Origin of the sequence: Vibrio pacinii DSM 19139, assembly GCF_000711795.1 — a bacterium.
GTDB lineage: Bacteria > Pseudomonadota > Gammaproteobacteria > Enterobacterales > Vibrionaceae > Vibrio > Vibrio pacinii.
In genome coordinates this window covers 25194-50831 of the sequence record NZ_JONH01000013.1, presented here as the reverse complement: position 1 = coordinate 50831, position 25638 = coordinate 25194, and the positions used below count along the sequence as shown (strand labels likewise).

The 25638-nt window shown below is 47.8% G+C and carries 26 protein-coding genes; 22 read left to right on the top strand and 4 right to left on the bottom strand.

Annotation, left to right across the window (positions count from 1 at the left end):
• Positions 1 to 49 precede the first annotated feature (49 nt).
• Both BS19_RS09430 and BS19_RS09425 read left to right on the top strand, forming a co-directional pair.
• Positions 50 to 1735, top strand: coding sequence for a glycoside hydrolase family 19 protein (locus BS19_RS09430; protein ID WP_038174897.1), 1686 nt, complete (start codon positions 50 to 52; stop codon positions 1733 to 1735).
• A gap of 180 nt (positions 1736 to 1915) precedes the next feature.
• Positions 1916 to 2512 carry an acetate uptake transporter gene (locus tag BS19_RS09425; protein ID WP_038174896.1) on the top strand — a complete coding sequence of 199 codons (597 nt, stop codon included), beginning with the start codon at positions 1916 to 1918 and terminating at the stop codon, positions 2510 to 2512.
• A gap of 129 nt (positions 2513 to 2641) precedes the next feature.
• Here BS19_RS09425 and BS19_RS09420 read toward each other — a convergent pair whose 3' ends face one another.
• Together BS19_RS09420 and BS19_RS09415 are read right to left on the bottom strand one after the other, a co-directional pair.
• Positions 2642 to 4183, bottom strand: a complete 1542-nt coding sequence (locus BS19_RS09420) for an alanine/glycine:cation symporter family protein (protein WP_038174895.1) — start codon at positions 4181 to 4183, stop codon at positions 2642 to 2644.
• Between the two features lie 329 nt (positions 4184 to 4512).
• Entirely contained in the window at positions 4513 to 5763 is a 1251-nt protein-coding gene (locus tag BS19_RS09415; protein WP_038174893.1) for a D-amino acid dehydrogenase, read from the bottom strand.
• A gap of 105 nt (positions 5764 to 5868) precedes the next feature.
• Here BS19_RS09415 and BS19_RS09410 point away from each other — a divergent pair, with 105 nt between their 5' ends.
• Complete coding sequence (locus BS19_RS09410; protein ID WP_038174892.1) at positions 5869 to 6759, top strand: LysR substrate-binding domain-containing protein; 891 nt, start codon at positions 5869 to 5871, stop codon at positions 6757 to 6759.
• A gap of 97 nt (positions 6760 to 6856) precedes the next feature.
• Positions 6857 to 7834 (top strand): ion channel, encoded by a 978-nt coding sequence (locus tag BS19_RS09405; RefSeq protein WP_038174890.1) that lies wholly within the window; start codon positions 6857 to 6859, stop codon positions 7832 to 7834.
• 35 nt (positions 7835 to 7869) lie between these two features.
• Here the strand turns inward: BS19_RS09405 and BS19_RS09400 are convergent, their stop codons facing one another.
• Complete coding sequence (locus tag BS19_RS09400) at positions 7870 to 8406, bottom strand: hypothetical protein (RefSeq protein ID WP_038174888.1); 537 nt, start codon at positions 8404 to 8406, stop codon at positions 7870 to 7872.
• 223 nt (positions 8407 to 8629) lie between these two features.
• Here BS19_RS09400 and BS19_RS09395 point away from each other — a divergent pair, with 223 nt between their 5' ends.
• The 18 genes from BS19_RS09395 to BS19_RS09310 all read left to right on the top strand — a co-directional run bounded on the left by BS19_RS09395 (position 8630) and on the right by BS19_RS09310 (position 24563).
• Positions 8630 to 9298: a response regulator transcription factor gene (locus BS19_RS09395; protein WP_038174886.1), complete on the top strand. Its 669-nt coding sequence runs from the start codon at positions 8630 to 8632 to the stop codon at positions 9296 to 9298.
• Complete coding sequence (locus BS19_RS09390; RefSeq protein ID WP_038174884.1) at positions 9295 to 10668, top strand: sensor histidine kinase; 1374 nt, start codon at positions 9295 to 9297, stop codon at positions 10666 to 10668. Before BS19_RS09395 ends, BS19_RS09390 begins: the two co-directional genes overlap by 4 nt.
• A gap of 222 nt (positions 10669 to 10890) precedes the next feature.
• The gene (locus BS19_RS09385) at positions 10891 to 12981 is read left to right on the top strand and encodes a TonB-dependent siderophore receptor (RefSeq protein WP_038174883.1); all 2091 of its coding nucleotides are present in this window, start codon (positions 10891 to 10893) and stop codon (positions 12979 to 12981) included.
• A 74-nt stretch (positions 12982 to 13055) separates the two neighbouring features.
• Positions 13056 to 13823 carry a DUF3450 domain-containing protein gene (locus BS19_RS09380; protein WP_038174881.1) on the top strand — a complete coding sequence of 256 codons (768 nt, stop codon included), beginning with the start codon at positions 13056 to 13058 and terminating at the stop codon, positions 13821 to 13823.
• Positions 13824 to 15212, top strand: coding sequence for a MotA/TolQ/ExbB proton channel family protein (locus BS19_RS09375; RefSeq protein WP_038174880.1), 1389 nt, complete (start codon positions 13824 to 13826; stop codon positions 15210 to 15212).
• Positions 15212 to 15766 carry a MotA/TolQ/ExbB proton channel family protein gene (locus tag BS19_RS09370; protein ID WP_038174879.1) on the top strand — a complete coding sequence of 185 codons (555 nt, stop codon included), beginning with the start codon at positions 15212 to 15214 and terminating at the stop codon, positions 15764 to 15766. The genes BS19_RS09375 and BS19_RS09370 overlap by 1 nt, the downstream gene beginning before the upstream one ends.
• Complete coding sequence (locus tag BS19_RS09365; RefSeq protein WP_038174877.1) at positions 15763 to 16167, top strand: ExbD/TolR family protein; 405 nt, start codon at positions 15763 to 15765, stop codon at positions 16165 to 16167. The genes BS19_RS09370 and BS19_RS09365 overlap by 4 nt, the downstream gene beginning before the upstream one ends.
• Positions 16167 to 16787 carry an energy transducer TonB gene (locus BS19_RS09360; protein WP_038174876.1) on the top strand — a complete coding sequence of 207 codons (621 nt, stop codon included), beginning with the start codon at positions 16167 to 16169 and terminating at the stop codon, positions 16785 to 16787. Before BS19_RS09365 ends, BS19_RS09360 begins: the two co-directional genes overlap by 1 nt.
• The gene (locus tag BS19_RS09355) at positions 16784 to 17956 is read left to right on the top strand and encodes a tetratricopeptide repeat protein (RefSeq protein WP_038174875.1); all 1173 of its coding nucleotides are present in this window, start codon (positions 16784 to 16786) and stop codon (positions 17954 to 17956) included. The genes BS19_RS09360 and BS19_RS09355 overlap by 4 nt, the downstream gene beginning before the upstream one ends.
• A 208-nt stretch (positions 17957 to 18164) precedes the next feature.
• Positions 18165 to 18794, top strand: a complete 630-nt coding sequence (locus tag BS19_RS09350; protein WP_038174873.1) for a PepSY-associated TM helix domain-containing protein — start codon at positions 18165 to 18167, stop codon at positions 18792 to 18794.
• A 22-nt stretch (positions 18795 to 18816) separates the two neighbouring features.
• Positions 18817 to 19356 carry a DUF2271 domain-containing protein gene (locus tag BS19_RS09345; protein ID WP_038174872.1) on the top strand — a complete coding sequence of 180 codons (540 nt, stop codon included), beginning with the start codon at positions 18817 to 18819 and terminating at the stop codon, positions 19354 to 19356.
• 14 nt (positions 19357 to 19370) lie between these two features.
• Positions 19371 to 20201: a DUF4198 domain-containing protein gene (locus BS19_RS09340; protein ID WP_038174869.1), complete on the top strand. Its 831-nt coding sequence runs from the start codon at positions 19371 to 19373 to the stop codon at positions 20199 to 20201.
• Positions 20202 to 20245: 44 nt separating this feature from the next.
• Complete coding sequence (locus BS19_RS09335) at positions 20246 to 20566, top strand: hypothetical protein (protein ID WP_038174868.1); 321 nt, start codon at positions 20246 to 20248, stop codon at positions 20564 to 20566.
• Entirely contained in the window at positions 20563 to 21117 is a 555-nt protein-coding gene (locus BS19_RS09330) for a DUF6162 family protein (RefSeq protein ID WP_038174867.1), read from the top strand. Before BS19_RS09335 ends, BS19_RS09330 begins: the two co-directional genes overlap by 4 nt.
• Before the next feature lie 12 nt (positions 21118 to 21129).
• Positions 21130 to 22068 (top strand): metal ABC transporter solute-binding protein, Zn/Mn family, encoded by a 939-nt coding sequence (locus tag BS19_RS09325; protein ID WP_038174866.1) that lies wholly within the window; start codon positions 21130 to 21132, stop codon positions 22066 to 22068.
• Positions 22068 to 22802, top strand: a complete 735-nt coding sequence (locus tag BS19_RS09320) for a metal ABC transporter ATP-binding protein (protein ID WP_038174864.1) — start codon at positions 22068 to 22070, stop codon at positions 22800 to 22802. The genes BS19_RS09325 and BS19_RS09320 overlap by 1 nt, the downstream gene beginning before the upstream one ends.
• Positions 22802 to 23677 (top strand): metal ABC transporter permease, encoded by an 876-nt coding sequence (locus BS19_RS09315; RefSeq protein ID WP_038174863.1) that lies wholly within the window; start codon positions 22802 to 22804, stop codon positions 23675 to 23677. Before BS19_RS09320 ends, BS19_RS09315 begins: the two co-directional genes overlap by 1 nt.
• Before the next feature lie 16 nt (positions 23678 to 23693).
• Complete coding sequence (locus BS19_RS09310) at positions 23694 to 24563, top strand: metal ABC transporter solute-binding protein, Zn/Mn family (protein ID WP_038174862.1); 870 nt, start codon at positions 23694 to 23696, stop codon at positions 24561 to 24563.
• A gap of 122 nt (positions 24564 to 24685) precedes the next feature.
• Here BS19_RS09310 and BS19_RS09305 read toward each other — a convergent pair whose 3' ends face one another.
• Positions 24686 to 25411, bottom strand: coding sequence for a DUF3581 domain-containing protein (locus tag BS19_RS09305; RefSeq protein WP_038174859.1), 726 nt, complete (start codon positions 25409 to 25411; stop codon positions 24686 to 24688).
• Positions 25412 to 25638 lie beyond the last annotated feature (227 nt).

Below are 25638 nucleotides of genomic sequence, written 5' to 3'. Positions count from 1 at the left end.
AATCTTGGGTGAGCTATTCACACAAGCTATTCATACAAGGATTGGTTCGATGAACAAAACACGTTACCTAACGGCATTGGCTATTTTGGCCACGACTCCCACTTGGGCTGCAATGAACATTCAGCCAGACCCAGATAATCCAACCGGTTATGTTGTTGCACGCAGCGATATCGAGGCCGCAGAAATGCAGAAAACGGCTGACCCGATGTACCAAATTTGGTCTCAGGCGCTGAGTACTGCGCCTAACACAGTGGTTGAAGCCATTGATGCCGGGCTTATGTCTAACCCTGACAACGTCAAGCGTGCTGAGCGTGTTTTCCCTCAAGCTGAATGGGATTTTCTGACCCATATGGCGGCGCCAGAATATACGTATACACGATTTTTACGTGCTATCGGTAAATTTCCGGCCTTCTGTGCTGAATACACTGATGGACGAGATTCAGATGCTATTTGTAAGCGTTCTATCGTGACGGCATTTGCTCACTTCGCTCAAGAGACAGGGGGGCATATCGCGATAGATAATACGTCGGATAACCCACTCGGACTAGAAGAGTGGCAACAAGCATTAGTTCACGTGCGTGAAATGGGGTGGTCAGAAGGACAAGAAGGCTATACCACGGGTTGTGGACAGAACGATTGGCAAAATAAAAAATGGCCATGTGCCGTCGGACAAGGCTATTTTGGTCGCGGTGCCAAACAACTTTCTTACCATTTTAACTACGGCGCATTCTCAGAAGTCATGTTTGACGGTGACGCATCGGTGTTACTCAACAATCCGGGGCTGGTGGCTGACTCTTGGCTGAATCTGGCCTCCGCGATTTGGTTTTTTCTCACCCCGCAAGCCCCTAAACCAGCCATGCTGCATGTGATCGATAAAACTTGGACTCCCTCTCAACGAGAGATTGATGCAGGTATCGGTTATGGGTTTGGTACCACTATTAATATCATTAACGGTGGTATTGAGTGTGGTGAACAAAACAAAGACAAAGGTCAGCCAGTTAACCGCATTCGTTATTGGGAAGGCTTATCTAATCACTATCAAATCCCGCTTGAAACAGACGAAAAGAGCACGTGTTGGCAGCAAACGCCTTACGGAAGTTTGAACTTAAATGGCGCAACCGACGTGCTGTACACCAATTGGGATGGTAACTGGAAGTACTATGCTGATCGCCCTGGGGGCTACTCATTTGAGTGTGAACTGGTTGGTTTTCAAACGGCTTACTCAGCCTTGGTGGCAGGTGATTACGAAAAATGTGTGACTAACCTTTATGGTTCACACTCAAGCTGGCCTGAAGTACGAGTGGTTGAGCAACTTGACCCAGTAGACCCAGGAACCGATCCCGGTGGGAATGGTTGGGATATCAATAAAGTGTATAACGCGGGTGAGCAAGTGACGCATAATGGCGCAACCTATCAGGCAAAATGGTGGACACAAGGTGATGATCCTTCACAAGGTGGACCATGGGAGCCTGTATCGGGGACTCCAACGACTCCAGAGCCAACGCCGACCCCAGATCCAGAACCAGAGCCTACACCAGAACCTGACCCAACTCCGACCCCAGAACCAACGCCCGTACCAGATGCTTTTATCCAGTGGCAGCCAGGAACGTCCCAAGTGGCCGATGGCGATAAAGTAACGTATCAAGGCAAGTGTTTTGTGGCCAAAAACGGCCCAGGTGTGTGGGAATCTCCAATCCAGTCAAACTGGTTCTGGGATGAAATATCATGCCAATAGAGGGCTAATTCACCATAATTTAAGCGACCAAGTAACACCGCGGCGAGTCAATTGACTCGCCGCTGTTGTTTGTGAGTTATTTGCGCAATCTTAGATTGCACTGTCTGCCTCTGGCTTTTTTATTGAACGGGATTAAAATTCGCGCGTAATTTTTATTAACTTTTTTTAAAGGTGTGCAAAATGTCAACAAAACTGGCAAACCCAGCTCCACTTGGCCTGATGGGTTTCGGTATGACAACCATCCTGCTTAACATCCATAATGCAGGTTTTTTCCCCATTGATTCTATGATCCTAGCAATGGGTATTTTCTATGGTGGTCTAAGCCAAGTGTTGGTTGGCATGATGTGCTTTAAGCGTGGTGATACGTTTGGTACCACGGCGTTTACTTCGTACGGTCTGTTTTGGCTGACGCTTGTGGGGGTAATTGTTATGCCATACATGGGGCTGCCAGCAAGTCCGGCCAGCTTTATGGGTTGGTACCTATTGCTTTGGGGTGTATTCACCGGCTTTATGTTTATTGGCTCTCTTTGCTACCCTGTGGCGAAACAAGTGGTGTTTGGCTCACTGACCATCTTATTCTTCCTACTCGCTGCACGTGATTTTACCGGTAGTGAGCTGATTGGCACGATTGCCGGTTTTGAAGGTATCTTCTGTGGTGCGAGCGCGATCTATTTTGCGATGGCTCAAGTACTTAACAACGAATATGGTCGCACCATTTTACCGATTGGTGAGAAGAAATCGGCTGAACAGGTTGAACTAGAGCAAGTCGCGGCGTAAAAAAATATTCGGTGTTGGTATTTGCCTGAAATAGCAATGCTGAACTATGGGAAACAGGAATGATAAAGGGGTTAGCCACTGGCTAACCCCTTTTTTTACCACTGCTTTTCTCAAGCGATATTATTTAGATTAAGTTGACGGTTGTTCAACAGGTTTGGTGTCTTCCGCTTCTGCTTGCGGCTCTTTTCCTGTCTTACGACGATATTTATCTTCCCAGTAGTCAGCGCCTTTGATGCCCAGTTTAACCGGATTAAAGGTATATTCTGTTACGCCTTGTTTCTGTTGTTCTTCGTAGTCTCTTAACGCTTTCAACGCAGGTTTAGACATAAAGAAGATAATCAAAATACCGACGATGTTGAGCCAAGCCATCAGGCCAACACCTACATCACCCAATGCCCACGCAAGATTAGCCGTTTTGACGGTACCGTAGAACACGACAGCAATCAGCGCGATCTTTAGCAGGAACATTACGCCATTCACTTTCACAGTACGACGAATATAAGCCACGTTAGTTTCTGCAATGTAGTAGTAAGCTAAGATGGTAGTGAAAGCGAAGAAGAACAGCGCAATCGCGATAAATGGCTTACCAATGCCAGGCAGTGCACTTTCAATCGCCATTTGGGTAAAGACTGGGCCGTTTGCAGCAATGTCAGTGGCAATGTTTTGCACTAGGAACCCTTCAGCGCCATGGACGTTGTACGCTCCCGTGATGATGATCATAAACGCGGTTGCAGAACAAACTAGCAGCGTATCAATGTAGATTGAGAACGACTGAACTAAGCCTTGCTGCGCTGGGTGATCTACGTTCGCGGCCGCGGCGGCGTGAGGCCCGGTACCTTGACCAGCTTCGTTAGAGTAAACGCCTCGTTTGACGCCCCAACCAATCGCAGCACCCATGCCAGCCATAGGTGTAAATGCATCACCTAAAATCATGGCAAATACGCGTGGTACTTCACCGATGTTAAGTAAGATGATAACGAAAGCGGTGATGATGTATGCCAATGCCATGAAAGGAACAACGATCTGTGTGAAGTTTGCGATACGTTTAACACCACCAAAGATGATGAACGCCAGAATCACAGAGATAATCGTACCGGTTAGGATTTTAGCAAAGCTGAACGTGCCGATGGCAGTCTCGATCATTGCACCAGAACCAAAGGCGGCTTCAACGGCATTACCAATACTGTTTGATTGAACGCCCGGAAGTAGGAAGCCACAAGCAAAGATGGTCGCGACAGCAAAAATCCATGCGTACCATTTTTGTCCCATCGCTTTTTCGATGTAGTAAGCAGGGCCACCACGGAACTCTCCGTTGTCTTCCTCTTTATAGATTTGCGCCAGTGTTGACTCGGCGTAGGCTGTTGCAGCGCCAAAGAAGGCGACAACCCACATCCAGAAAACTGCGCCAGGGCCACCGAAGCCAATCGCAGCAGCGACACCCGCGATGTTACCAGTACCGACACGTCCTGAAAGTGACACGGCTAATGCTTGGAAAGATGAGATACCTTTCGATGAGCTTTTACCTGAAAGTAGTAGACGCCACATTTCCGTAAAGTGACGAATTTGCACGAAACGAGTCAAGATTGAGTAGAACAAACCAGCGCCCAGGCACAAATAAATTAGTACCGGACTCCAGATGATTCCATTCAGAAAATCAACAAATGACTGCATAAGAATTTTCCCTGTTCTGTTTTGTAATGGTTGTTTTCTGAACAGGATATTACCCTTTCTGTAACGCAATTGTTAATTTATTTATCTATCAGTGTTAATTAGCGTGATACCAAACACAAAGTGCTAAAAAAGTGTTAAATCATCGCGAGAGGTTGCGCTTACTTAATGAAAATTATCATCTATATAGATGGCGTGGATATTACGTTTGGTAGGGAGGATGTTTAAAACATTGCTAAACTGCGCTGTCGATTATTTTATCAATTTGGCGCAGTCTAGCTTTTTATATGGTTAAAGCTGGTTGTGTGGTGAAGCTTTGACAGAGTCAGTTACTAGCCATAACGGGCAACACTTAATTCGGGCTGAGTTGGTTTCCCTTGTGCAGCGATGATCTCGGTTAAGATGTCGGCCGAGCCACAGGCCATCGTCCAACCTAAGGTCCCGTGACCAGTATTGGTATAGAGGTTTGCCAGCGATGTTTGGCCAATAATCGGCGTGCCATCAGGCGTCATCGGACGAAAGCCGCTCCAGTACTCGGCCTGATTAAAGTCGACCCCATGTGGGAACAACTGACTGACCACATGATTGAGTGTCGCTAAGCGCTTGTCCGGTAACGCAGTATCAAATCCGGCCAGCTCAGCGGTACCTGCAACGCGAATTCGTTCATTAAAGCGCGTGACCGCGACTTTGTAGGTCTCGTCCATAATGGTCGAATTTGGTGCATGTTGCTCATCGATCACGGGTAAGGTTAGCGAGTACCCCTTGACAGGATAAACCGGCAAATCGATGCCAAATGGCGCCAAGAGGTGTTTGGAATAACTGCCCATCGCGACAACATAGTGATCACCGCTGATGGTGCCCTGATTGGTAGTGATACCGACAACGCGGTTTTTCTCAGTGAGTAATGCATCGATATGGGTGTTAAATAGAAACTTAACGCCTGCTTGCTGCGCCATTTGCTGTAACTGTTGGCAAAAGAGGTAACAGTCACCGGTCTGATCATCGGGTAAATATAACCCGCCGACGAGCTCTCCTTGCATGTGATGTAATCCGGGCTCTTGAGCCAGACACTGTTTGCTATCCATTAACTCAAAGCGCGTACCACTCTCTTCGAGCAATTTGATGTCTTTTTCGACCGCAGTGAGTTGAGCGGTGGTGCGAAAAATCTGCAAGGTACCCTGACTACGACCTTGATAGTCGAGCTGATACTGCTGATTTAACTTGGCTAAACAGTCTCGACTGCGATTGGCAACGGTTAACATACGCGCCTTGTTAATGCGGTATTTATCGAGTTGACAGTTAAGCAGCATTTTTCCCGCCCACTGCATCAGCTCTGGGCTAATCGATGGTTTGATTTTTAGTGGCGCGTGTTGTTCAAACAACCACTTAATCGCTTTAGCTGGAATACCAGGTGCAGCCCAAGGTGAGGAGTAACCATAGGATATTTGCCCCGCGTTGGCGAAGCTTGTCTCTTCGGCTGCACGCGCTTGTCTATCAATCACGGTCACGCTAAAACCGGCTTGTGATAAATACCAGGCGCTGGTTAAACCCACTACGCCACTTCCTAATACAACGACTTCCACGTCTTCTTCTCACACGATTGAATTTTGCCAAGAATCGGTTGTTTACATTGATTTAACAATCGATAAGAATTGATAGTAGGGTTTAGAAAAACTAAAGGCTAAAAAATGAAATCGGCGTTGTTACATGGAGTAAATTTGATCTGCACCGTTGCCCGCCATCAAAGCTTAACCAGTGCTGCTAAGGACCTCAACTTGACAGTAGGAGCAATTAGCCAGCAGTTGCAACAGATTGAACAGCGGTTAGGTTTTAGTGTTTTTGAACGTCACGCGCGTGGTGTGCGCTTGACTGAACAAGGAACCAAGTTGGTTGAGGCGACCAGTCATCACATTGTGGCGATCGAAGACAATATTTTTCAATTGACCCAAGTGTCAGAGCGCAAACAGATACGCTTGAAACTGACGCCCTCGTTTGCGTTTAAGTGGTTGGTGCCGAGATTAGAGAGATTTCACCGTCAGTATCCAGAGGTACAAATTCATACCATTGCAGAAGGTGCATTGGTTGACAGTGATAAGCGTAACTTTGATCTTGCGATTGATTATGGTCCGCTGCCTTACAAGTACCCCGACGCTGAACTTTTGATGGCGGAGTCCTTGCTGCCGGTCATGAGCCAAGAGTACTTGAGCCAGCACCAGCACATTGTACACGGCAGTGAAGCTTGGCATCAGGTCACCTTGCTGCATGACATGATGCCGTGGCAAGGCGCGCAAAAAGATCAAGAGTGGCGCTTTTGGTCTGCGGCGCAGCGGTTCAACTTTCCAACCCATCAAGGCCACTTTTTTAATCGTACCGATATGGCGATGTCGGCGGCGGAAGCAGGGGTTGGTATCGCTTTAGCACGAGTTGCTTTGCTGGGGAGTGAAATTGAACAGCAGCGTTTAGTCGCGCCATTTGAGCCAATAAGCGCTAACGCAGGTTACTTTGTCATCACCCATACCGAAGATCCCTACACGCGACTGTTCAAGCAGTGGCTTAAGCAAGAAGTTGATAGTGATTGATATGTAAATAGCGTGGCGCGTCGACAATCAGCCACTACACTTATCAGTAGTTCTGCCCAATATCATCGTTAGGCAGGAACGGTAAGGGGCAGCGCATATGGAATCTCAACTAGGCCGATGCAGCTATCAAAACCCTGATGGCTGGTGCTGCGATCAACCAAGTGGTGAGTCAGGACTGTGTTACTGGCATGATCCCAACGTCGACAAAAGCAATGACAATATTAAAGACGAGGTTGAGCAATGGGCCGCAGCAGGTAAACCTTTAGACGGATTTCAGTTGGCGAGAACCGAGCTTGAAGATATCGATTTGGTCAACCGTGGCTGTAAAGCGGGATACCAGTGTCGAGGCGCCGATTTCTATCGTGCCAATCTTAAAGACGCACACTTTTTTGGCTTAGACTTACGTGGCTCTTCAATGATGAAAGCTCGCCTGATAGGGGCCAATCTTCATTGTGCCAAGTTAGACGGATGTAACTTATTAGGCGCTGACTTAGCTCGGGCTAAATTGGAGAACATTGAGTGGGGAATTTATCTTAAACAAGAGTTAGAAGCTAAGCAGGCGCTGCGTAAACGTGACAAGAAACACTCGTTACAGTTATGCCAAGAAGCCGAAGAGGTATGTCGTAATATTCGTAAGCAGTGTGAAAAACAGGGGCTGTTTGAAATGGCGGGCGATTTTTTTAAGCGTGAAATGCGCTATCGTCGCTATCAAATGCCACGCTTTAGTAACAAACGGGTCATTTCTAAGCTCGTCGACATATTTTGTGGCTACGGGGAAGATCCGGTGCGTGTTGTCGGCTTTTCTATTTTCCTGATTGTGGTTTGCGCATTGGCGTATTTCTTCCTCGACACCACGGGGGCGCATCCTATCTATGAAGGCGTGACAGGTTGGCAATTTTATCTACTCGAGTTTTTAAACTCGCTCTATTTTAGTGTCGTGACCTTCACCACTCTGGGGTATGGTGATATTTCTCCTGTTGGGATGGCGCGGTTTATCGCCGCTTGTGAGGCATTTCTCGGGAGTTTTACTATGGCATTGTTTGTGGTGGTTTTTGTAAAGAAAATGACCCGTTAATGGCTAGGTAGTCTAATTTCTACACCGTTGTCTTTTTATTCCGCTGTTGTATAGCCACTTGCCAACCAGTCACAGAGAATGATCTGATCGTCTTTGTACTGATTGGCAAAGTGCTCGATTAACGCCGCTAAATGCGCGCCATTGTCACACATGGTATTGGCCACTAATTCTTCACTGACGACAATATTGCTTCCCTGAGGCGGTGCGTTGACGGCTAAATAAAGCGGAATTATAAATCTACTGGCGCTGCCATTGTGACTGCGCTTCAACCATCTGGCTTGCTGCAATAGTGCGTCGATTTTCTGTTGGCAATAAGCGCGCTGATCAAGTTCGATCGCGACGATAAAGACCAAACCACGATAAAGGACAACCGTGTCGAGTGTCTGAGCTTGATGGTTCAATGAAAGAATTACGTCCCCCGCCAGATGCGGCAGCAGATTGAACTGCTGTTTAAGCAATGCAATTTTCGCTCGCCATTGTGTGCGCTCACCGGGCAACTGATCGGCAATAGAGGCCGAGTCGGCAGTAACGAAATCAAAGATTGAAGCGGAGTAATAAGCGGATACAGTCATTGCTATCGTGGTGTGAGTTTGAGTTAGGTAGAGGCTAACCAATAACTCGATTTAATACCAGTATACACAGACACGCCAAGCGTAAACTTTGAGCTGAGATCGCCCGTCGCATCAACTCATGCAGGAAAAATAACCGTATTGAGCTGGATATCGATAACACTGTTGTCTAAATTATCGATCAAGATTAGAATGCGAATCGTTTTTATTTGTATGGTAGTAAATAATGTCACGAGTGCTGGTCGTCGATGATGACACTCTGTTGTGTCAATTGTTAGAAACGGTATTGCAAGAAGAGGGGTATACCGTCACTTGTGTTCATTGTGGCGAAAGTGCATTGCACACCATGGAAAAAACATCCGTTGATCTAGTATTGCTTGATGTGATGCTGCCAAACTTAAATGGTATGCAAGTCGCTCGGCGTATCTGTCAGCGTTTTGCCACGCCGATTTTGATGTTAACGGCGCTTAATGATGACAACTCAATGCTAGAAGGTTATCAAGCAGGGGCAGACCAGTATATCGGCAAACCGTTTAATGTTGCTGAACTTCTGATGCGGATTAAAGCGATTTTGCGCCGCGTGGGTCTAGAGCGCCATAGACAAACCATGTGCAGCACGGTGCAAAATATCAGTGACCAACTCGAGAGTTTACCCTTAACGGGGACGGAAGCAGAGCTGCTGTGCTACTTAGTCAAAAGCCCAGGTATGGTGATCTCGAAGGCAGAGTTGCAAACAGAAGTGCTTAAAAAAGAGCTCAGTCCTTATGATCGCAACCTCGATATGCACATTAGCAACATTCGTCGTAAGCTGGTTGAAGCGGGTTTATCGAAACAACATATCAAAACGTTTCGTGGCAAAGGGTACAGCTACCAAGAGGCATTTGCAGACTCATGAAATTGGTCTGCCCACCCTATATTGCTAAGCGTAAAGATAGTCTCGCTTTTCAGCTTTTTAGCTACATGACCGCCATTGTTATCAGTATTTTGTTGGTTCAGGTATTGGTCGAGCAAGCTTTGATCAAGGCGATGCTCAAAGTGCCAGAGAGTATCAAGGTAGAAATGCTCGATTTGGCCGATCAAGCCAATCAATTGATCGAATATGGTGACATGGATGAGTTAGCCGATTGGGCCAACGCCCAGCGTTTTTACTTATTTGTTTTAGACCAAGAGCAAAAACCGCTGACTCACCGAATGATGCATCCGCACTTTGAATTCAAACTAAAATTCAAACGAGACTTAGATCAGCAGCTAGAGGGAAGAGTCAGTCGACCGATCATTAGTATTCCTTTAGAGCAGAACAACAGTTTAATGATCCAACTTCCTCATCAATTGCACCCGGCGCATGACTTTATCTATTACTTCTCGATATTGAAGGTGGTGATCGCGGTTGTTATTTTGGCGCTCTTTTCCTGGTTGCTGGCAAGGCGGCTCCAACAGCCACTGGACCGATTACGAGAGGCGAGTAAAAAATTATCTAACGGAGATTTTAATGTCAGTGTGGTCAATGAGCTCAAATCTAATACGCGTGAGTTTAACGAACTTGCGCAAGATTTTGATCATATGACCATCGAGATTCATTCGTTGGCAAAAAAGCAGCGTCGGCTGATTCGTGACGTTTCTCACGAGCTACGTACGCCACTGGCGCGGCAAAACTTAGTATTGCATCTGCTGCGCAAGCGAGTGGGTGACAGCGAACAACACCTAGTGACGCAAATGGAGCAGCAAGCGAATGAGCTCAATCATTTAATTGATGAGATTTTGCAGTTTAGTCGTTTAGAGAACGCTCGCTATGACAGCGAGCTGAAATGGCGTGATTTAGCTGAGCTTCTCGTGCCACAAATTGAGCGTTGTAAGTTCGATTTAAAAGCGAGTCAGAGCTTAACATTTGACTCGCTGGCAAGCCAAACCAAAGCACAATGTGATGACACCTTAGTGCTACGCTGTTTGAATAACCTAGTCACTAACGCAATTAAGTACGCCGGAGAGACTGCCACAATTGAGGTCTCGCTGACCAACAAATTGACCGACAAACACCGTTATTTAGCCCTGACGATTGCCGACAACGGCGCGGGGATTCACCCAGATAAGCTACAGGATATTTTTGATCCCTTTACTCGATTAGATGTTTCTCGAGATAAAAAACGTGGTGGATACGGCCTTGGGCTGGCGATTGTCAAAGAATCGATGCGCATGATGGGAGGCCAAGCGATCGCATCCAATCGCTCCAATGGTGGCTTAGCCGTGACCTTGTTATTCAAGCAGTAACCAACCCGCGACACCCCCCTTGATCGCTGACGGCCTCTTTAGTGATAGCGGGTCTTTTTGATGATAAATGGCACACTAGAAAAAATTTACATAGCCAAACAAATGCAAAGAATGTAAATTAAATGCAAATGGTAATGGTTATCACTTATATTCACCTCCGAAATAATTAAGTGGCATCACATAGTAACTATGTGTGTCCGAACATAATCGGAGTTAGACAATATGTTTACTAAGAGCCAGTTGGCATTAGTGATCGGTGCGGTGTTAGCGGCACCTGCAGTGGCCGAAGTACAAAAAGCGGATGAACACGTAGTCGTTGAAGGGCGTGAGTTTGGTTATAAAGCCGACACCAACAGCACCGCGATGCGGATGGAAATGACGCAACTCGAAACCCCAGGGCAGGTGGCCGTCATTGATGAAACCGTTATCGATGAACAGCGTGCCAGCACTCTCGGTGAAGTACTACAAAACGACGCCAGTGTCAGCGCAGGCGGTACAAGTCGTAACCGTGAGCGTTTCTCACTGCGTGGTTTTGAGCTAAGTAGCTCTGATGGCTTCTTGCGCGATGGTCATCAGCACTGGTCACACTACCGTCAGCCTATTGAGCTGTTAGAGCGTGTTGAAGTGCTAAAAGGGCCATCAGGCCTACTTTACGGTAAGTCTGAACCTGGCGGCTTAGTGAATATGGTGTCTAAGAAGCCAACAACAGAAACTCAAATCGGCCTGAGCCAAGATATTGGTTCAAACGATTATTCACGAACTGTGCTTGACGTCAGTGGCGCATTGAATGAAGAACAGACGTTGCGTGCTCGTGCGATTGTGTCGAAGCAAAGTGACAGCTCATGGCGCAAGTACGCAGATGGGACTTCGCCGCAAACCGAACGTGCAGTGGGCGGTTTGGTTGTCGAATACGACCTGACTGATGCGATCATGCTGTCTGCGCACTATGACCGTACTCAAGATAATGGCAGCGTCGATTCTGGTGCTTATATTGTCGACGGTTCTGCAGCCCGAGGTGACCAGACTATCTGGGATGCGCAGTGGTCGAACATTGATAACGATGTCGAGAACTACGGCATCAACATTAATGCTCAAGTGACCGATAAGGTAAACGTAAAAGCGGGTTACAATCGCCAAGACTTTAAGCGCTTTGATGTTGAATCTTACCCGAAATTCGATAAGTACGATCAAAATGGTACCATTAAGCACAAAGGTAACGAGCGTTCGGATCACTGGGTATTTGATACCGCCTACGTTGACGTGACCACGGATTTCTCTTTGTTTGGAACCGATAATACTTTGTTAGTCGGCGCAAACTACCTAGATTACAGTTACGATCGTTTTATGGCCTTCCATGATGGCGAGTATGTATCTGCGGGTGAGACGGTGACAAAGCCTCAACCGACTAGCTCGAGAAGATGGTCAACAAGTCAATATGATACCTTGGGCTTTTATGCGCAAAATATGATGACCATTAACGATTACTGGCAAGTATTAGCGGGTGTTCGTTATGATGAAAAACGCAGTGATGAGCTGACAGAAAGTCAGGTGTCACCAAAGCTTGGTGTTATTTTTCATCCGGCAAGCAATGGCTCAATTTACCTTCAGTACTCTGAAAGCTTTATGCCTCAGGGAACGGTAAGCGGCACTGACTACACCAATGATGGTGAAGAGCTTGATGCAGAGCGTGGCGTCTCTTATGAAATGGGCACTAAGTGGGAGCTGTTTGATCAGCGTTTGTACCTGACTGGCGCACTGTTTGATATCACGCTAGAAAACATCTCGCTAGATGTTGAAGATGGTGTCAACGCTGGTAACGATATCATGTACAAAAAGACACAAGATGGCGAGCAAGTACACCGTGGTGCGGAAATTTTGGCTCAAGGCTTTGTGACGGATGATTTTTCACTAACAGCCTCAGCGATGTATCTTGATGCAGAAATTAGCCAAAGTGCAGAGTATAAGGGCAACCGTCCGGCTGATGTGCCAGAGTTTTCTGCCAGTGTTTGGTCGAGCTATCAGGCTTACCATAACACCAACGTCAACTTAGGTTTGATTTACCAAGGTGCTCGTTACGGCGACGCTGCGAACACCTTTAAGAAAGATGGCTATGCACGCGTTGATATGGGCGTAGCTTATACACATAAGTACGATGAGAACTTAGATATTGTCGCTCGCTTCAATGTTGAAAACGTGTTCGATACCGATTACCTCGCTGGTGGCGGTAGTACCAACAGTCAACAACAGGGAGCAAGTAATGTGGTGATTGGCGAAGGCCGAAACTACATGGCAACCGTTCAGTTCAAGTACTGATAACAATCGGATTGGCAAGGGGAGGCGACGTCTTCCCCTTTAGTCGTTTTTGGAAAACAGAAAATATAACTCGTATGAATCTAATCAAATCAAGTATCGCTCTGTTGCTGTCATCGACCCTGATTCCCGTTCACGCGGACGATCTTAACGATGCACAAGCGCTGCTGAGTAAAACCAATCAAGCATCGGCACAAAGCCAAAAACGCGTTGATGTCAGTGCAGAGAAAGCGCTGACTTTAGAGGCAGAAATCGAACAGCTGCAAGAAGAAGTCAGTAACTTGAAGATTTATCGCGATCATCTTGCCAGCCTTGTTGCAAGTCAAGATCAAGAGGTATCAAGCCTTAATCAACAGATTGAGCAGATTGCTCAAACCCGCCAAGGTGTGGTGCCCTTGATGTATCACATGCTAGACGGACTAAAGACGATCGTGGCAAACGACAAACCGATCCGCAAAGCCCAGCGTGAGGCGCGTATTGCTAAGCTCGATTCGATGATGACGCGGGCAGATGTCGCTGATGCAGAGAAGTTTCGACGAATTCTAGAGGCGTACCAAATCGAAATCGATTACGGCACCAAGTTGGGGGTTTACCAAGGCAAGATTGCGCTCAACACCAATGAGCAAGTGGAAGCTGATATTTTATATCTTGGCCGGGTTTCCTTGATCGCACGTAGCTTGTCAGGGGATGTTTTCTGGCGTTGGTCTTCGCAACAAAAGGTGTGGCAAATCATAGGTTCCCAGCAGCAAGCGCAATTAGATAAAGCGTTTGCGATGGCGCAAAAACAGATTGCTCCAAGTATGCTGACTTTGCCGGTTTCTCTTAATGTCGTGGAGGGCAACTAGATGATAAATAAATGGTTATCGGTTGCAGTGCTGACTATCTCAGCCCTTGTAACTCCAACGACTTGGGCCAGTGACACGCAAGCTGCGAGCGATTCAACCTTGTTGCAAAAAGCGCAGCAAGAGAAACGTACCCAACAGCGACACGATGTCAATCGCGAGTCAGGCTTTAAGCAAACCGAGCAAGAGCTGCAAGCGATTAAAAATAACCTATCTGCCGAGCGAAGCGCACTGCAAGCGCAAGTCGATAGCTTAAGTACCACATTTAGTAACAATGAGTCACAGCTTGCTGAACTCGAAGAGAAACTGCGTTTGGAAACCGGCAGTTTGGGTGAGTTATTTGGCGTTGTGCGCCAAAATGCCAAAACGCTCGACGCTGAACTCAAGCAGTCGGTGACCAGTGTTGATGCCAATACTTACCACAAAGACGTCGCCGCGATTGTTGCGGCTCAGTCTTTGCCAACGCTACCACAATTGCAGGCGATGTGGCGCAGTATGCAGCAGCAAATCCAAGCCAGTGGTGAGATGGCCAATGTGTCATTCACCCGATTAAATGGCGACGGTCGTGAGCAAACCGTTAACGGGGTGCGACTTGGTTCATTGGCGCTGCTCGACGAGTCGGGCTACGTCAAATGGAATGGTCAACGTGGTTTAGCGGTGAGCTATGCGCGTCAGCCAGATAATGGCCCGACGGCAAAGCTAATCAACTCAGCAGAAATTGAATCGCTAGTTATTGACCCATCGCGTGGTATGTTACTTGAGCAATTAGCCCATTCACCGACCTTGTTCGATCGTCTTAATGCTGGTGGTGTGGTTGGCCAAATCATCATCGGCTTGTTAGCGATTGGTTTGGGGATAGCCTTGGTTCGTGGCGTCGCTTTGTTAGTGATTCGACAAAAAATCATCCAGCAATTGAAGCAGCCGACTCAACCAGGCGATAACCCGCTTGGGCGTATTTTGGCGGTCTATCATCAAGATAAGCATCGCAGTGTGGAAGCTCTTGAGTTACGTCTGCTTGAAGCGGTGGTCGATGAACAAACCCATCTGGAAAAAGGCTTGTCGATGCTCAAGTTGCTCGCAGCGCTTGCTCCAATGCTCGGACTGCTGGGCACCGTAACGGGAATGATCGAGACTTTCCAAGTGATCACTCAGTTTGGTAACGGCGACCCGAAAGTGATGGCGGGCGGTATCTCGATGGCGCTAGTGACAACCGTGCTTGGCCTGATCGCAGCAATGCCACTGCTTTTGGCGCATACCATCTTGAATTCTCAAGCGGAAAATGTACGCAATATTCTTGAAAAACAAGGTATTGGTCTGGTGGCAGAGCAAGCTGAACGCGAACCATCGCACAGTAAAGATACCCCTAACTACACAGCCGAGAGCGCAGCGTAATGGAGCAGGTCCTACTCAATGCATTGGGTTTGATCAGTGAAGATTGGGCCTCGACTTTGGTTAGTTTTATGCATCAAGGCGGCCCTATTTTGTGGTGGCTGGCTGCGGCCGTTGTCGTGTGTTGGCTGTTGATTATCGAGCGAGTGCTGTATATCACCATCGAGTTTCCTAAAGTGAAGGCTCAATTGGGGGCGCAGTGGCAAGCAAGAGACGATCATCACTCTTGGTATGCGCATCAAATTCGTCAAGGATGGCTAGCTCAAGCAGATACACAACTGCGCAAAAATCTTTCGATGATCAAAGTGTTGGTGGCAATTTTCCCTATGCTTGGTTTGCTGGGCACTGTGACGGGGATGATCACGGTGTTTGATGTGATGGCAACACAGGGCAGTAGTAATCCGAAATTAATGGCATCCGGCATTTCTTTGGCCACGCTGCCCACCATGGCCGGTATGGTCGCCGCGCTTGCGGGGATGTTTATTCATGCTCGCTTAAGCAAAATGTGCGAGCGAAAAGCCATCCAGTTAGAACAATCTTTAAGGAGTCAAAAGTGAGACTCGGACGTAGACCCCATCGTCAAGATGAAGCGCAGATCGATTTAACGTCGATGCTCGATATCGTGTTCATCATGTTGATTTTTTTTATTGTCACAAGCTCGTTTGTACGCGAGTCAGGGGTGGAAGTGAATCGCCCTCAAGCCTCGAACGTCGTCAGTCAAAAAGAGGCGGGGATATTTATTGCGGTGACTGCCGCGAACGATGTCTATATCGATAAGCGTGTGGTCGATATTGAACGTGTTGAGGCGACCATTGAGCACTTGCTGCTTGATCAGCCAGATGCATCATTAGTTATTCAAGCCGATGAACATGCTTACAACGGTACGGTGGTGAAAGTGATGGATGCTGCAAAAGGTGCGGGTGTGACGCGCATAGCTTTGGCGGCGGAGAAACCTTAATGGGGCGATTACTGCTTGCACTTCCGGCTGCGTTGATGATTGCGGTAAGTTTATTTAGCTTCATGGCCTGGATGGTTGATAATGGCAATCAGCGCGCGCAGAAACCATCACAGGCGGTGCGTTTTGATATGGTGATGATAGAAAATGATAGCGATGTTCAACGTCGTCAACGTTCTGTACCAGAGCCGCCAACGCCACCGAGCGCCCCTGAGCCTATCGATGTGTCGCAAGCGCAAACGCAAGTGACGCCGATCAGCCCTGTGACACCAACCAGTGCCTTAGGGTTGAACACCGTGTTAGATGGCATTGCGATCCAAGCGCCAAACTTGCAGGGCGCGATGGGCAACCAACAAGCGCTACCTCTTTATCGTGTTGAGCCGCGCTACCCAAGCAAAGCGATAAAACGCAAAGTAGAAGGGTATGTGGTGATGCGCTTTACCATTGATGCAGCTGGTCGGCCAAAAGACATCCAAGTGGTCGAGGCACAACCCAAACGCATGTTTGAAAAAGAAGCCATTAGTGCGTTGAAAAAGTGGAAATATCAACCCAAAATTGACCAGGGTGTGTCAGTCGAACAGGTCGGACAAACCGCTAGAGTGGAGTTCAAATTAGCCCAATGATCAAAAACTGCCTAATCGGTTTGCTACTGAGCTTAAGTGCTTGTGTCGCCGTTGCTAATCAACTTGGTCAATACACCGCGACGCGTGTACAACATGCACACAACTTGGCGCAACAAGATAAGCTTGAGCAGGCGATTTCGACCCTAGAAGCGCTTGATCTTGCTCGCGGCTATGACCAAGCGTTTGTCGCGCGTATGTTGGGCATTTTGTACTGGCAGAATGATCAAGTGACGCCAGCGATTCAACAGTTGGATCTCGCAGTCACCAGCGGTTTATTGCAAGATGAGCAAGCTTGGCAAACTCGAAAAATGTTAGCCGACATGTTGCTCAACGAACAACACTACAGCCAAGCCTTGCCACATTACTACAATCTGAGCGAGTCGGCGTCTGATCGGCAAACCGTGCCTGAAATATGGCTTCGTATCGCTCAATCGCATTACCAGTTGCAGCAGTGGAGCAAAGTACTGACGGCGATAGCACGCTATGAGCACTATCCACAGCCCGATCAGCTGAGCCCATTGTCACTCAAACTATCGGCTCAACTTGAGCTTAAACAGTGGTCGCCTGCGATCAAAACCATTAAACGTTTGATTGCCATTGAGCCTGCGCGCATGGAATGGTGGCGCCAACTGGTGGCGTTATATCTGCGTGTTGGTGATGAAAAGGGCGCATTAGACGCGATGGCGCTGGCCAAGCTCGATGGTATAGCGCTTAGCCAAGATGACCTAAAATTATTGGCTCAGTTGTATGCCAAACGCGGGGTTCCAGAGCGTGCGGCGATGGTATTGGCGCAGTTGGAGCAGATCGACGCTGATAGCAAGCTCAAAGCGCAACAAGCCAGTTACTGGCAAAGCGCCAAAGAGTGGCAGAAATCGATCGCGAGTTGGCGTGTTGCCGCTAAGCTAGATGGCCAATACTACTGGAATTTATCGCAGTTGTTGGTTCAAGAAGGCCATTACCAACAGGCACTGGCGGCTTTGGATAAGGTTGCTGGTCGTCACGCCGAGGTCGCTTTGATCAAGGCGCGTGCTTATTACAAGTTGCAACGTATTGAAGACGCCTTGGCCAACGCAAAGCGAGCCAATGAAATTTCGCCTTCCAAACAAGCGCAAAGTTGGGTGAAATACCTGTCGCAACTGCGCAGTGTTAAGGCCAGTCAAAATAGCTAAGCGAATGATTGAATTGCATCAAAGGCCTGAGTGAACGCTCCGGCCTTTTTTATTTGGCCGCGACTGTGTTTGATTTGACCCGTTCTGTGTTCTGTTCGTCTCCGTCCTCACTCTTACTCTGCTTCGAAACGTAAATAATGTAAATTGAATGCCAATAAGAACTATTATCATCTAAATTGAGCGCGGATTAACTGATGATGACTGTTATATGTTGCTCAAGAGTAAGGGCGTTCAAAGTTGGGCTCGTCGCCTGCACATTTACGTTTCAATGGCGTTGCTATTGGTCACGCTATTTTTCGCCCTCACTGGCATTACCTTAAATCGTCCGCAGTGGTTTGAGCGCAGCGAAGCGATGATTGAGCACCACACACTGAACGTTCCACCTCAGCATCTGTTTGCCAACGAACGCAGCTTTGAGCCAAATCGCGTTGCGTTGATCGCTTTTCTCACGCAACAAAGCCAATTACGTGGCACACCTTCAGCCTTGGATGTTTATACCGAGGTTGAACAGGGGCGCTTGCTGGTCGGTGAACTCTCTCTCGACTTTAAAGGCCCTGGCTATAACGCGACAGTTTTTGTCGATATGACGAGTGGTGAAGCAGAAATTGAAACCACAGACTACGGCTTGATTGCGCGACTTAATGATCTGCACAAAGGGCGAAATAGTGGTGAAGTCTGGAAGTGGTTTATCGATATCACCGCATTGTTGATGGTGTTGTTTGTTGTCACTGGGGTGTGTTTGCTGTTACCGAAGAAAAAGACATTGAAGACCTCAATGCAGTGGATGACTTTTGGTACTGCGTTATCACTGACTATTTATTTTTTTGCTGTGCCATAGCGCCTTAATGAAGAGAAAAACCATGTTGAACACAGGCCAATTTTTGCGCCGCACTCCTTTGAGTCGATTGCTGCTTATCGCGTTACTGACGCCGTTACCACTACTTGCAACGCCGTTGCCTGATAAGGCAAAAATCGATATTGAACTCGAGCTTCCCACCATCGAGACCTCAATGTATGCCCGCCCGTACGTTGCCGTGTGGGTTGAAGACCAACAGCGTCAATCGGTGAAAACCCTTCAGCTTTGGGTGGGTAAAGATGAATGGCTTAAAGACTTGCGCAGTTGGTGGCGCAAAGTAGGGCGTTATGACCGCCAACGAGTTGATGCCGTCACTTCCGCCACTCGTCCTGCTGGTCACTATCGCTTTAGCTGGGATGGTACGGACGATAATGGGCAACGACTAGCGCAAGGTGATTACACCTTGTTAGTCGAAGTGGTACGCGAACATGGTGGGCGTAATTACCTGCGCCAAAAAATACATTTGGCTGAGCATGACGTGCGCTACCAACTCCAACCAACCGAAGAGACGGGAACGATCACCGTCAATTACCTAGTGAAGTGATAAAAGGAACAACAATGAAAACCAATATCAAAGCAGTGGCGTTAGCCAGTGTCATGGCAATCGGCTTTGCCACCGCAACGACAGTGCAAGCACATCCTCGCTGGGTTCTCCCGTCTCACTTTACCGTCTCTAAAGAGGGCGGTGATTGGCTGACATTTGATGTCACCGCATCGCATGGAACGTTTGTCTTTGATAAACCTGCCGGCAGTGAACAAGCGTTTGTGATGATGCCTGATGGTCGTTCTGAACGTCCTAATTTTGTAGTGCGAGGTAAACGTCGTTCGATGTTTGATTTCTACTTCGTTGAAGAAGGGACGCACAAAGTGGCAGTCAACAACCAACCCAGTTACTACACCCAATATAAAGCGGGCCGTCGTGACACGGTTAAATGGGCCAAAGCAAGCAAGATTGAACGCGACAGCGTGATCCCAGAGCAAGCCCGTGATGTGGTCACTCAGCTCAGTTACACACGCGCAGAAAGTTACATCACCGTCGGTAAACCAACGGAAAAAGTGTTAGAGATTGAAGGTAAATTTCTTGAGATGAAACCGCTCACGCACCCATCCGATATCATTGAAGGTGAAGCGGTGACTTTTCAATTTTTCTTTAATGGTCAACCGCAGTCAGGTGTGACCGCTGAAATTACTCGCGAAGGTACACTGTATCGCAATCACCAAGAGCAGATCGATGTGGTTAGTGATAACGACGGTAAAGTGACCTTTACGCCCGACCTCGCAGGGCGTTACCTGATGAAAGCCAACTACAAAGGCGAGCTGAAAAATGATCCGTTAGCCGACAAAGTCAGCATCAACGTTCACCTGACGTTTGAAACCCAACTTAACTAATCAAACCTTGGCTCAGTGCCTTACTGAGCCATTTTGGATACACCATGAACAACACGCTCTTAGTTAACATTTTTGGCTTGATGATTGGTTTGACATCGTTTCAATCAGCGGCACATTTTCCGTTGATGAGCTGTCACTTAGCGCAAGACCAAGTGATTTGTGAAGCCGGCTACTCTGATGGTTCAACGGCGGTAGGCTACGATGTCAACATGTACGATTATGATGACAATCTCGTTGCCAAAGTCACCACCGATAAGCGTTCGATTGCGCAATTTACCCACCCTAATGCTGACTTCTATCTGGTGTTTGATGCTGGCCATGAAAACCCAGTGGAAGTGGATGTGGTCGAGTTGAAACCACGATGATTATTGACAAGGTTCGAGCCGACAATGGCAGTCGTGAAGGCAAATGGGTGGCGTTGACGGTCGCGACTATCTTAGCGGTTTCACTGCTGTTGTTACCGCACCATCAAGCGCAGTCGCAGCAGACTTCGACTTTGGCTCATCAAGTGTTGATCACCACTCTTGAGCAAGACGATTTAGCAATGCTGGTCGAGCTTAAACTTGCGCATGAAGAGATCCGCGATCTTTATCTGGAGTCGGGCGAGTGGCCAGATGTCAGCGAGTTACAGCGCAACTGGATTGCGCCGTTTGTGCCAGACCAAAGTTGGCAGCGCAAAGGCTCACATCAATGGCAGCAACTTGAAGCAGGACTGTATCTTGGGGTGAAACAAGACCGACAAGGTTCAGCGTCGATGCTGCTAGATAGCCGTGATCAACAGGCCGACATTTGGCTAGCACCTGCGTCATTGACGCTGAAAACAAGCGTGCCAATCAAGCCAGAAAATCGTCAGTTGCAAGGCTGGCAGCAGGTCGTCCTTTCGCCATCTTCGCCTTCCCATTCTCACGCTGATTAAGCGTCAACAGAGATGATAGTTACTATGCTCAACCGCGCTCTATTCCATTATTTTTTCACTTTTAACGCTTTATTGATGGTCTCTTTTAGCAGTTTTGCCACCGATAAGCTCAGCATTGGCGTTACTTTGCAACCTTATTACAGCTACGTTAAAGCGGTAGTGGGTGACAAAGCCGAGATAATTCCCCTTGTCGATGCGGGATTCAACCCGCACAACTACTTACCGCAACCAAATGATTTGAAAAGACTTAATCAAATGGATGTGATAGTGGTCAATGGTGTCGGTCATGATGATTTTGCCATTAAGGTCATTGAGGCAGCTCAGCGTGATGACCTTGTGGTGATTTACGCCAATAAAGAGGTGCCGCTACTGCCTGCCATGGGGCAATCGGTCGGCAAAGGCGCCGTCAATCCGCACACCTTTGTCGGATTGTCGACCACGATTCAGAAGGTTTACACCATTGCCAGCGAGCTGAGTAAGCTTGATCCGGGTAACGCGACTTTTTATCGCCATAATGCCCGTCGTTACGCCAAAACATTTCGCCAACTCAAGCGTGACGCGATGTTGTCTTTAGGTGAGCTCAATACCGCAGGCATGAAAGTGGCGACCACGCACAATGCTTACGGTTATATTTTGCAAGAGTTCGGTGTTGATGTGGCGACCGTGATAGAGCCTGCCCATGGCGTCGAGCCAAGTGCAAGTCAGTTGCAAGCGACTATCGAGAAGATCCGCGCTGCTGGTATTGACGTGCTGTTTTATGAATTGAATATGCCCAATCGCTTTGTCGATACCATTGAAGCGGCGACGGGGGTTCAGTTATACCGCTTCTCACACATGACACACGGTGAATACCAAGCCGACAAAGTAGAAGTCGAAATGCGCGCAAATGTCGCAACACTGATTGAAGCGATGAAGTTTGTTGCGAGCCAACCTGCGCAGGAGAAGGCGTAATGTCCGGTCCATCGATTTCTCTTGATGGGGTTACTCTGCGATACGGCGATAACCTAATTTTGCAACAGATCCAAACTCAGTTCGAAGCCGGTCAGTGTCACGTGCTCATGGGGCCCAATGGTGGAGGCAAGACTTCTCTGCTGCGTTCGGTATTGGGGTTAACGCCATTTACTGGCGAGATAGCGATTCACTGGCCAGACCCAAACCAGACTCAGCAAGCGGGTAGAGTGGGCTATGTACCGCAAAAAGCCACGTTTGAAGCGAGCTTACCGCTGACGGTCAGTGACTTTGTGTTGCTCAATCAAACTCGAATTCCGCTGTTTTGGCGACGTAAAACTTTGCAGACTCAACGCGCGTTAGCTCAGCTAGAACGAGTTGGCATGGCTGGGCGTTGTGATCGTCGTATGGGGCAGCTCTCGGGTGGAGAGCAGCAACGAGTGTTGTTTGCTCAGGCTCTGCTCGATGAGCCCGACTTACTGGTATTAGATGAACCAACGACCGGGATGGATGAGCAAGGCGTGCGTTACCTAGAAGCGCTGATTCATCAAGTGGTCGCCGAGGGCAAAACGGTGCTGGCGGTACACCATGATGTGACGGCTGTGCGCCGTTTAGATGCTCAAGTGCATGTGGTGAATCGTCATATTGTGACCTCAGGCCATCATTCGGATGTGTTAAGCCCCGACCGGATTGAATCGTTGTTTAAGCATTACAGCGCCAAAGTGGAGGCAGCATGATGGATTGGTTAAGACAGCAAGCCTTAATTGGAGTTGAAGCGGGCTGGTTGAGTGACAGCTTTGCTTATGCCTTTATGGTCAATGCGCTTGTGGCGGCACTGATATTGGGGCCACTACTCGGCGGGTTAGGCACACTGGTTATCGCTAAGCGCTTGGCGTTCTTTTCTGAAGCTGTCGGGCACGCCGCCCTGACGGGGATTGCTATCGGAGTGTTGCTTGGTGAACCCGCACAAAACCCATTTATTGGTCTGTTCAGTTTTTGCATGATATTCGCATTATTGCTGCATTTCGTGCGTAATCGCACCAATGTACCCTATGACACTCTGGTCGGCGTTTTCCTCGCCTTGGCGCTTGCAGTGGGGGCGGCGCTGCTGATGTATGTGGCTCGTAAGATCAATATCCACATGCTTGAGAATGTCCTATTTGGCTCTATTTTGACCGTAACTGATGGGGATATTGCCATTTTAGCCTTGAGCTGTTTGGTTATTTTATTGGTACTTATTCCGACCTTTAACCGAATTTTACTCACCAGTATTAGCCCTGATATTGCCCGTGTTCGCGGGTTTAACACCCGTTTTTATGACTACTTGTTTGTCATGATGATCACCCTTGTGACCATCGCTGCGGTAAAGATTATTGGCGCGGTGCTGGTTGGGGCGCTGCTGCTTATTCCGGGCGCAACCGCGAGATTACTGACCAAACGCATTGGCAGTTTTGTCTTGCTCTCTTCTTTGCTGGCCACTTTGGCTTGTCTGATAGGGACGCTACTGCCGATGGAGCTTGAATTACCAGTGCCGTCGGGGGCATCGATCATCATCGTCTCTGCGATATTATTTTTAATGGCAACGATTTATCGAATCGTCAATAAAGCTTAAATCTGAGTAGTTAAATATGAATATGAAAACACTGATCATGGTCGCGTGTTATGGAGTTGCCTGCGCATTGGCTCCTTTTAGTTATGCCAATGATATTGTTACCAGTACCCCAGTGACCTATATGTTGTCACAGCAGTTGCTAAAAGGGACGGATATCGACGTTAGCTACTTGCCGCCCAAACGTTACGGCATTGAGCGGCTGACCAACTGGTTTGCCAATAAAGGCCAGCAACACGTTGTTGAAGCGGGAAAACGAGCCACAGTGGCGATTACGTTGCGGGCCATCTGGCCTCAAGATCCGACTTATGTCTATGCGCGACAGGGAAATATTCACCTGATTGAGATTGATGCTTCACAAGCTATTTCTCCACGCGCCCAAGGGGTCGCAGCATTAACCTTAGATCAGGGAGAGATATCAAAATATGTTTGGATGAATCCGACCAATTTAATTCGAATGGCAGCGATCGTCGGCGATGATCTGCAAAAAGTGTATCCGCAACACCAAGCGACCATCGACACCAATCAGCAAGCGTTATTGCTCGCGATGCGAACGTTAATGAATCAGCAGCAAGCCGCCATTTTTGCCAGACAGATGGATTCTGTGGTGTTGCTTAGTCAAGCGTTAGAAGATTTTGCTGTGGGTAATCAATTGTTTGTGGTTGAGCGTCAATTTAAGCCTCAATTGGAGTGGACTGAGAGCGATAAGCAGAAGCTCAAAGATCGGTTTGAACAAGACCCAACGTTATGGCTGGTGACGGATAAACGTCTGTCGACAGAGCTTACCTCGTTAGTGCCCAGCGAACGAATTTTGCAGGTTGATGTGATTGATCGTTGGGGCAGCCAAGGAATTTCAGTACAAGCGCCTTTGGCACGTTGGCAGCTGTAATTATTAGCTTGGTGTAATGACTCGCTTGATAACTCTAGCACCGGGTGAGCGAGAGCCAGAAGACGTATTTTAGCGCGAACTTAAACAACAAGGGCTACCTGATGAGGTAGCCCTTTGGCATTTTAGGCAGCGTTGGCGAACTCGGCCAAAAACGCCTCTTTACGTTCGTTGAAGCGTTCAACTAAGTCGTCTACGGCCTCTTGATCGTAAGGTTTTAAGCCACTTGCTACCATGCGTTTGAGGCCTTTACCAACCACTTGACCATTCTCTTTAAACGTAAAGTTAAGCGTTACTAAGCCACGTTTCCCTTCAACATCGAAGGTGGCGTTCGCAAACTCAACTTCTGGCTGAGTAAGGTCAAGGCGAGTAAATTCGATTTCCATGCTTTCATAGATCACTAATGGGCGCTGGCAGTTGATCATCATCTGCTGCTGTTCCATCAGTGGTACCATGATGTGTGGAAAGTTCATGCCGGAAAACTGCACATAGTTGGTGACCACGTGCTGAATAAACTCAGGGTTATGGCTTACGTCACCTTGACGTGACATGTGGAGGTACTCTTTGCCATTATGATCGACAACCGCACTCTCTTTGTCACACTTGTTGTCAATCGACAACGAGATACCCTCACTGACCATACCAGAGAAGTCAAAACGCATCTTTTGGCTAATGCCTTCTTTGCTCAGCAAAACGGCAAACAGAAGATCGCCAGGCACGCAGAAGCGTTTACTGTCTTCGTCATGGATAGGGTTAAAGTCTTCCGCAACCTTTTTAGCAAAGTGACTTGCTTGCTGGCGCGTAAACTGAAATTGGTGGTTATCGTGTGAAAAATACGGTGTCAGAAACATACTTATATTCATGTGGCTATAACTGCGGCGAAGTATACAACAAGGATCGGGTCTAAATGGTCTAATCAGCTAGTTTGTTGCCTTTGTCTTGATTGTGAGCAAGTTTTGCTCCGCCGTTGCTGTAATCGCTGGCATAACAAGATGATCAAAATCAGTGTGAAATAACCCACATATTTGCACCACTGTTCAACAAATCGTCGATAAATGCTGATATCACAGTAGCAGAC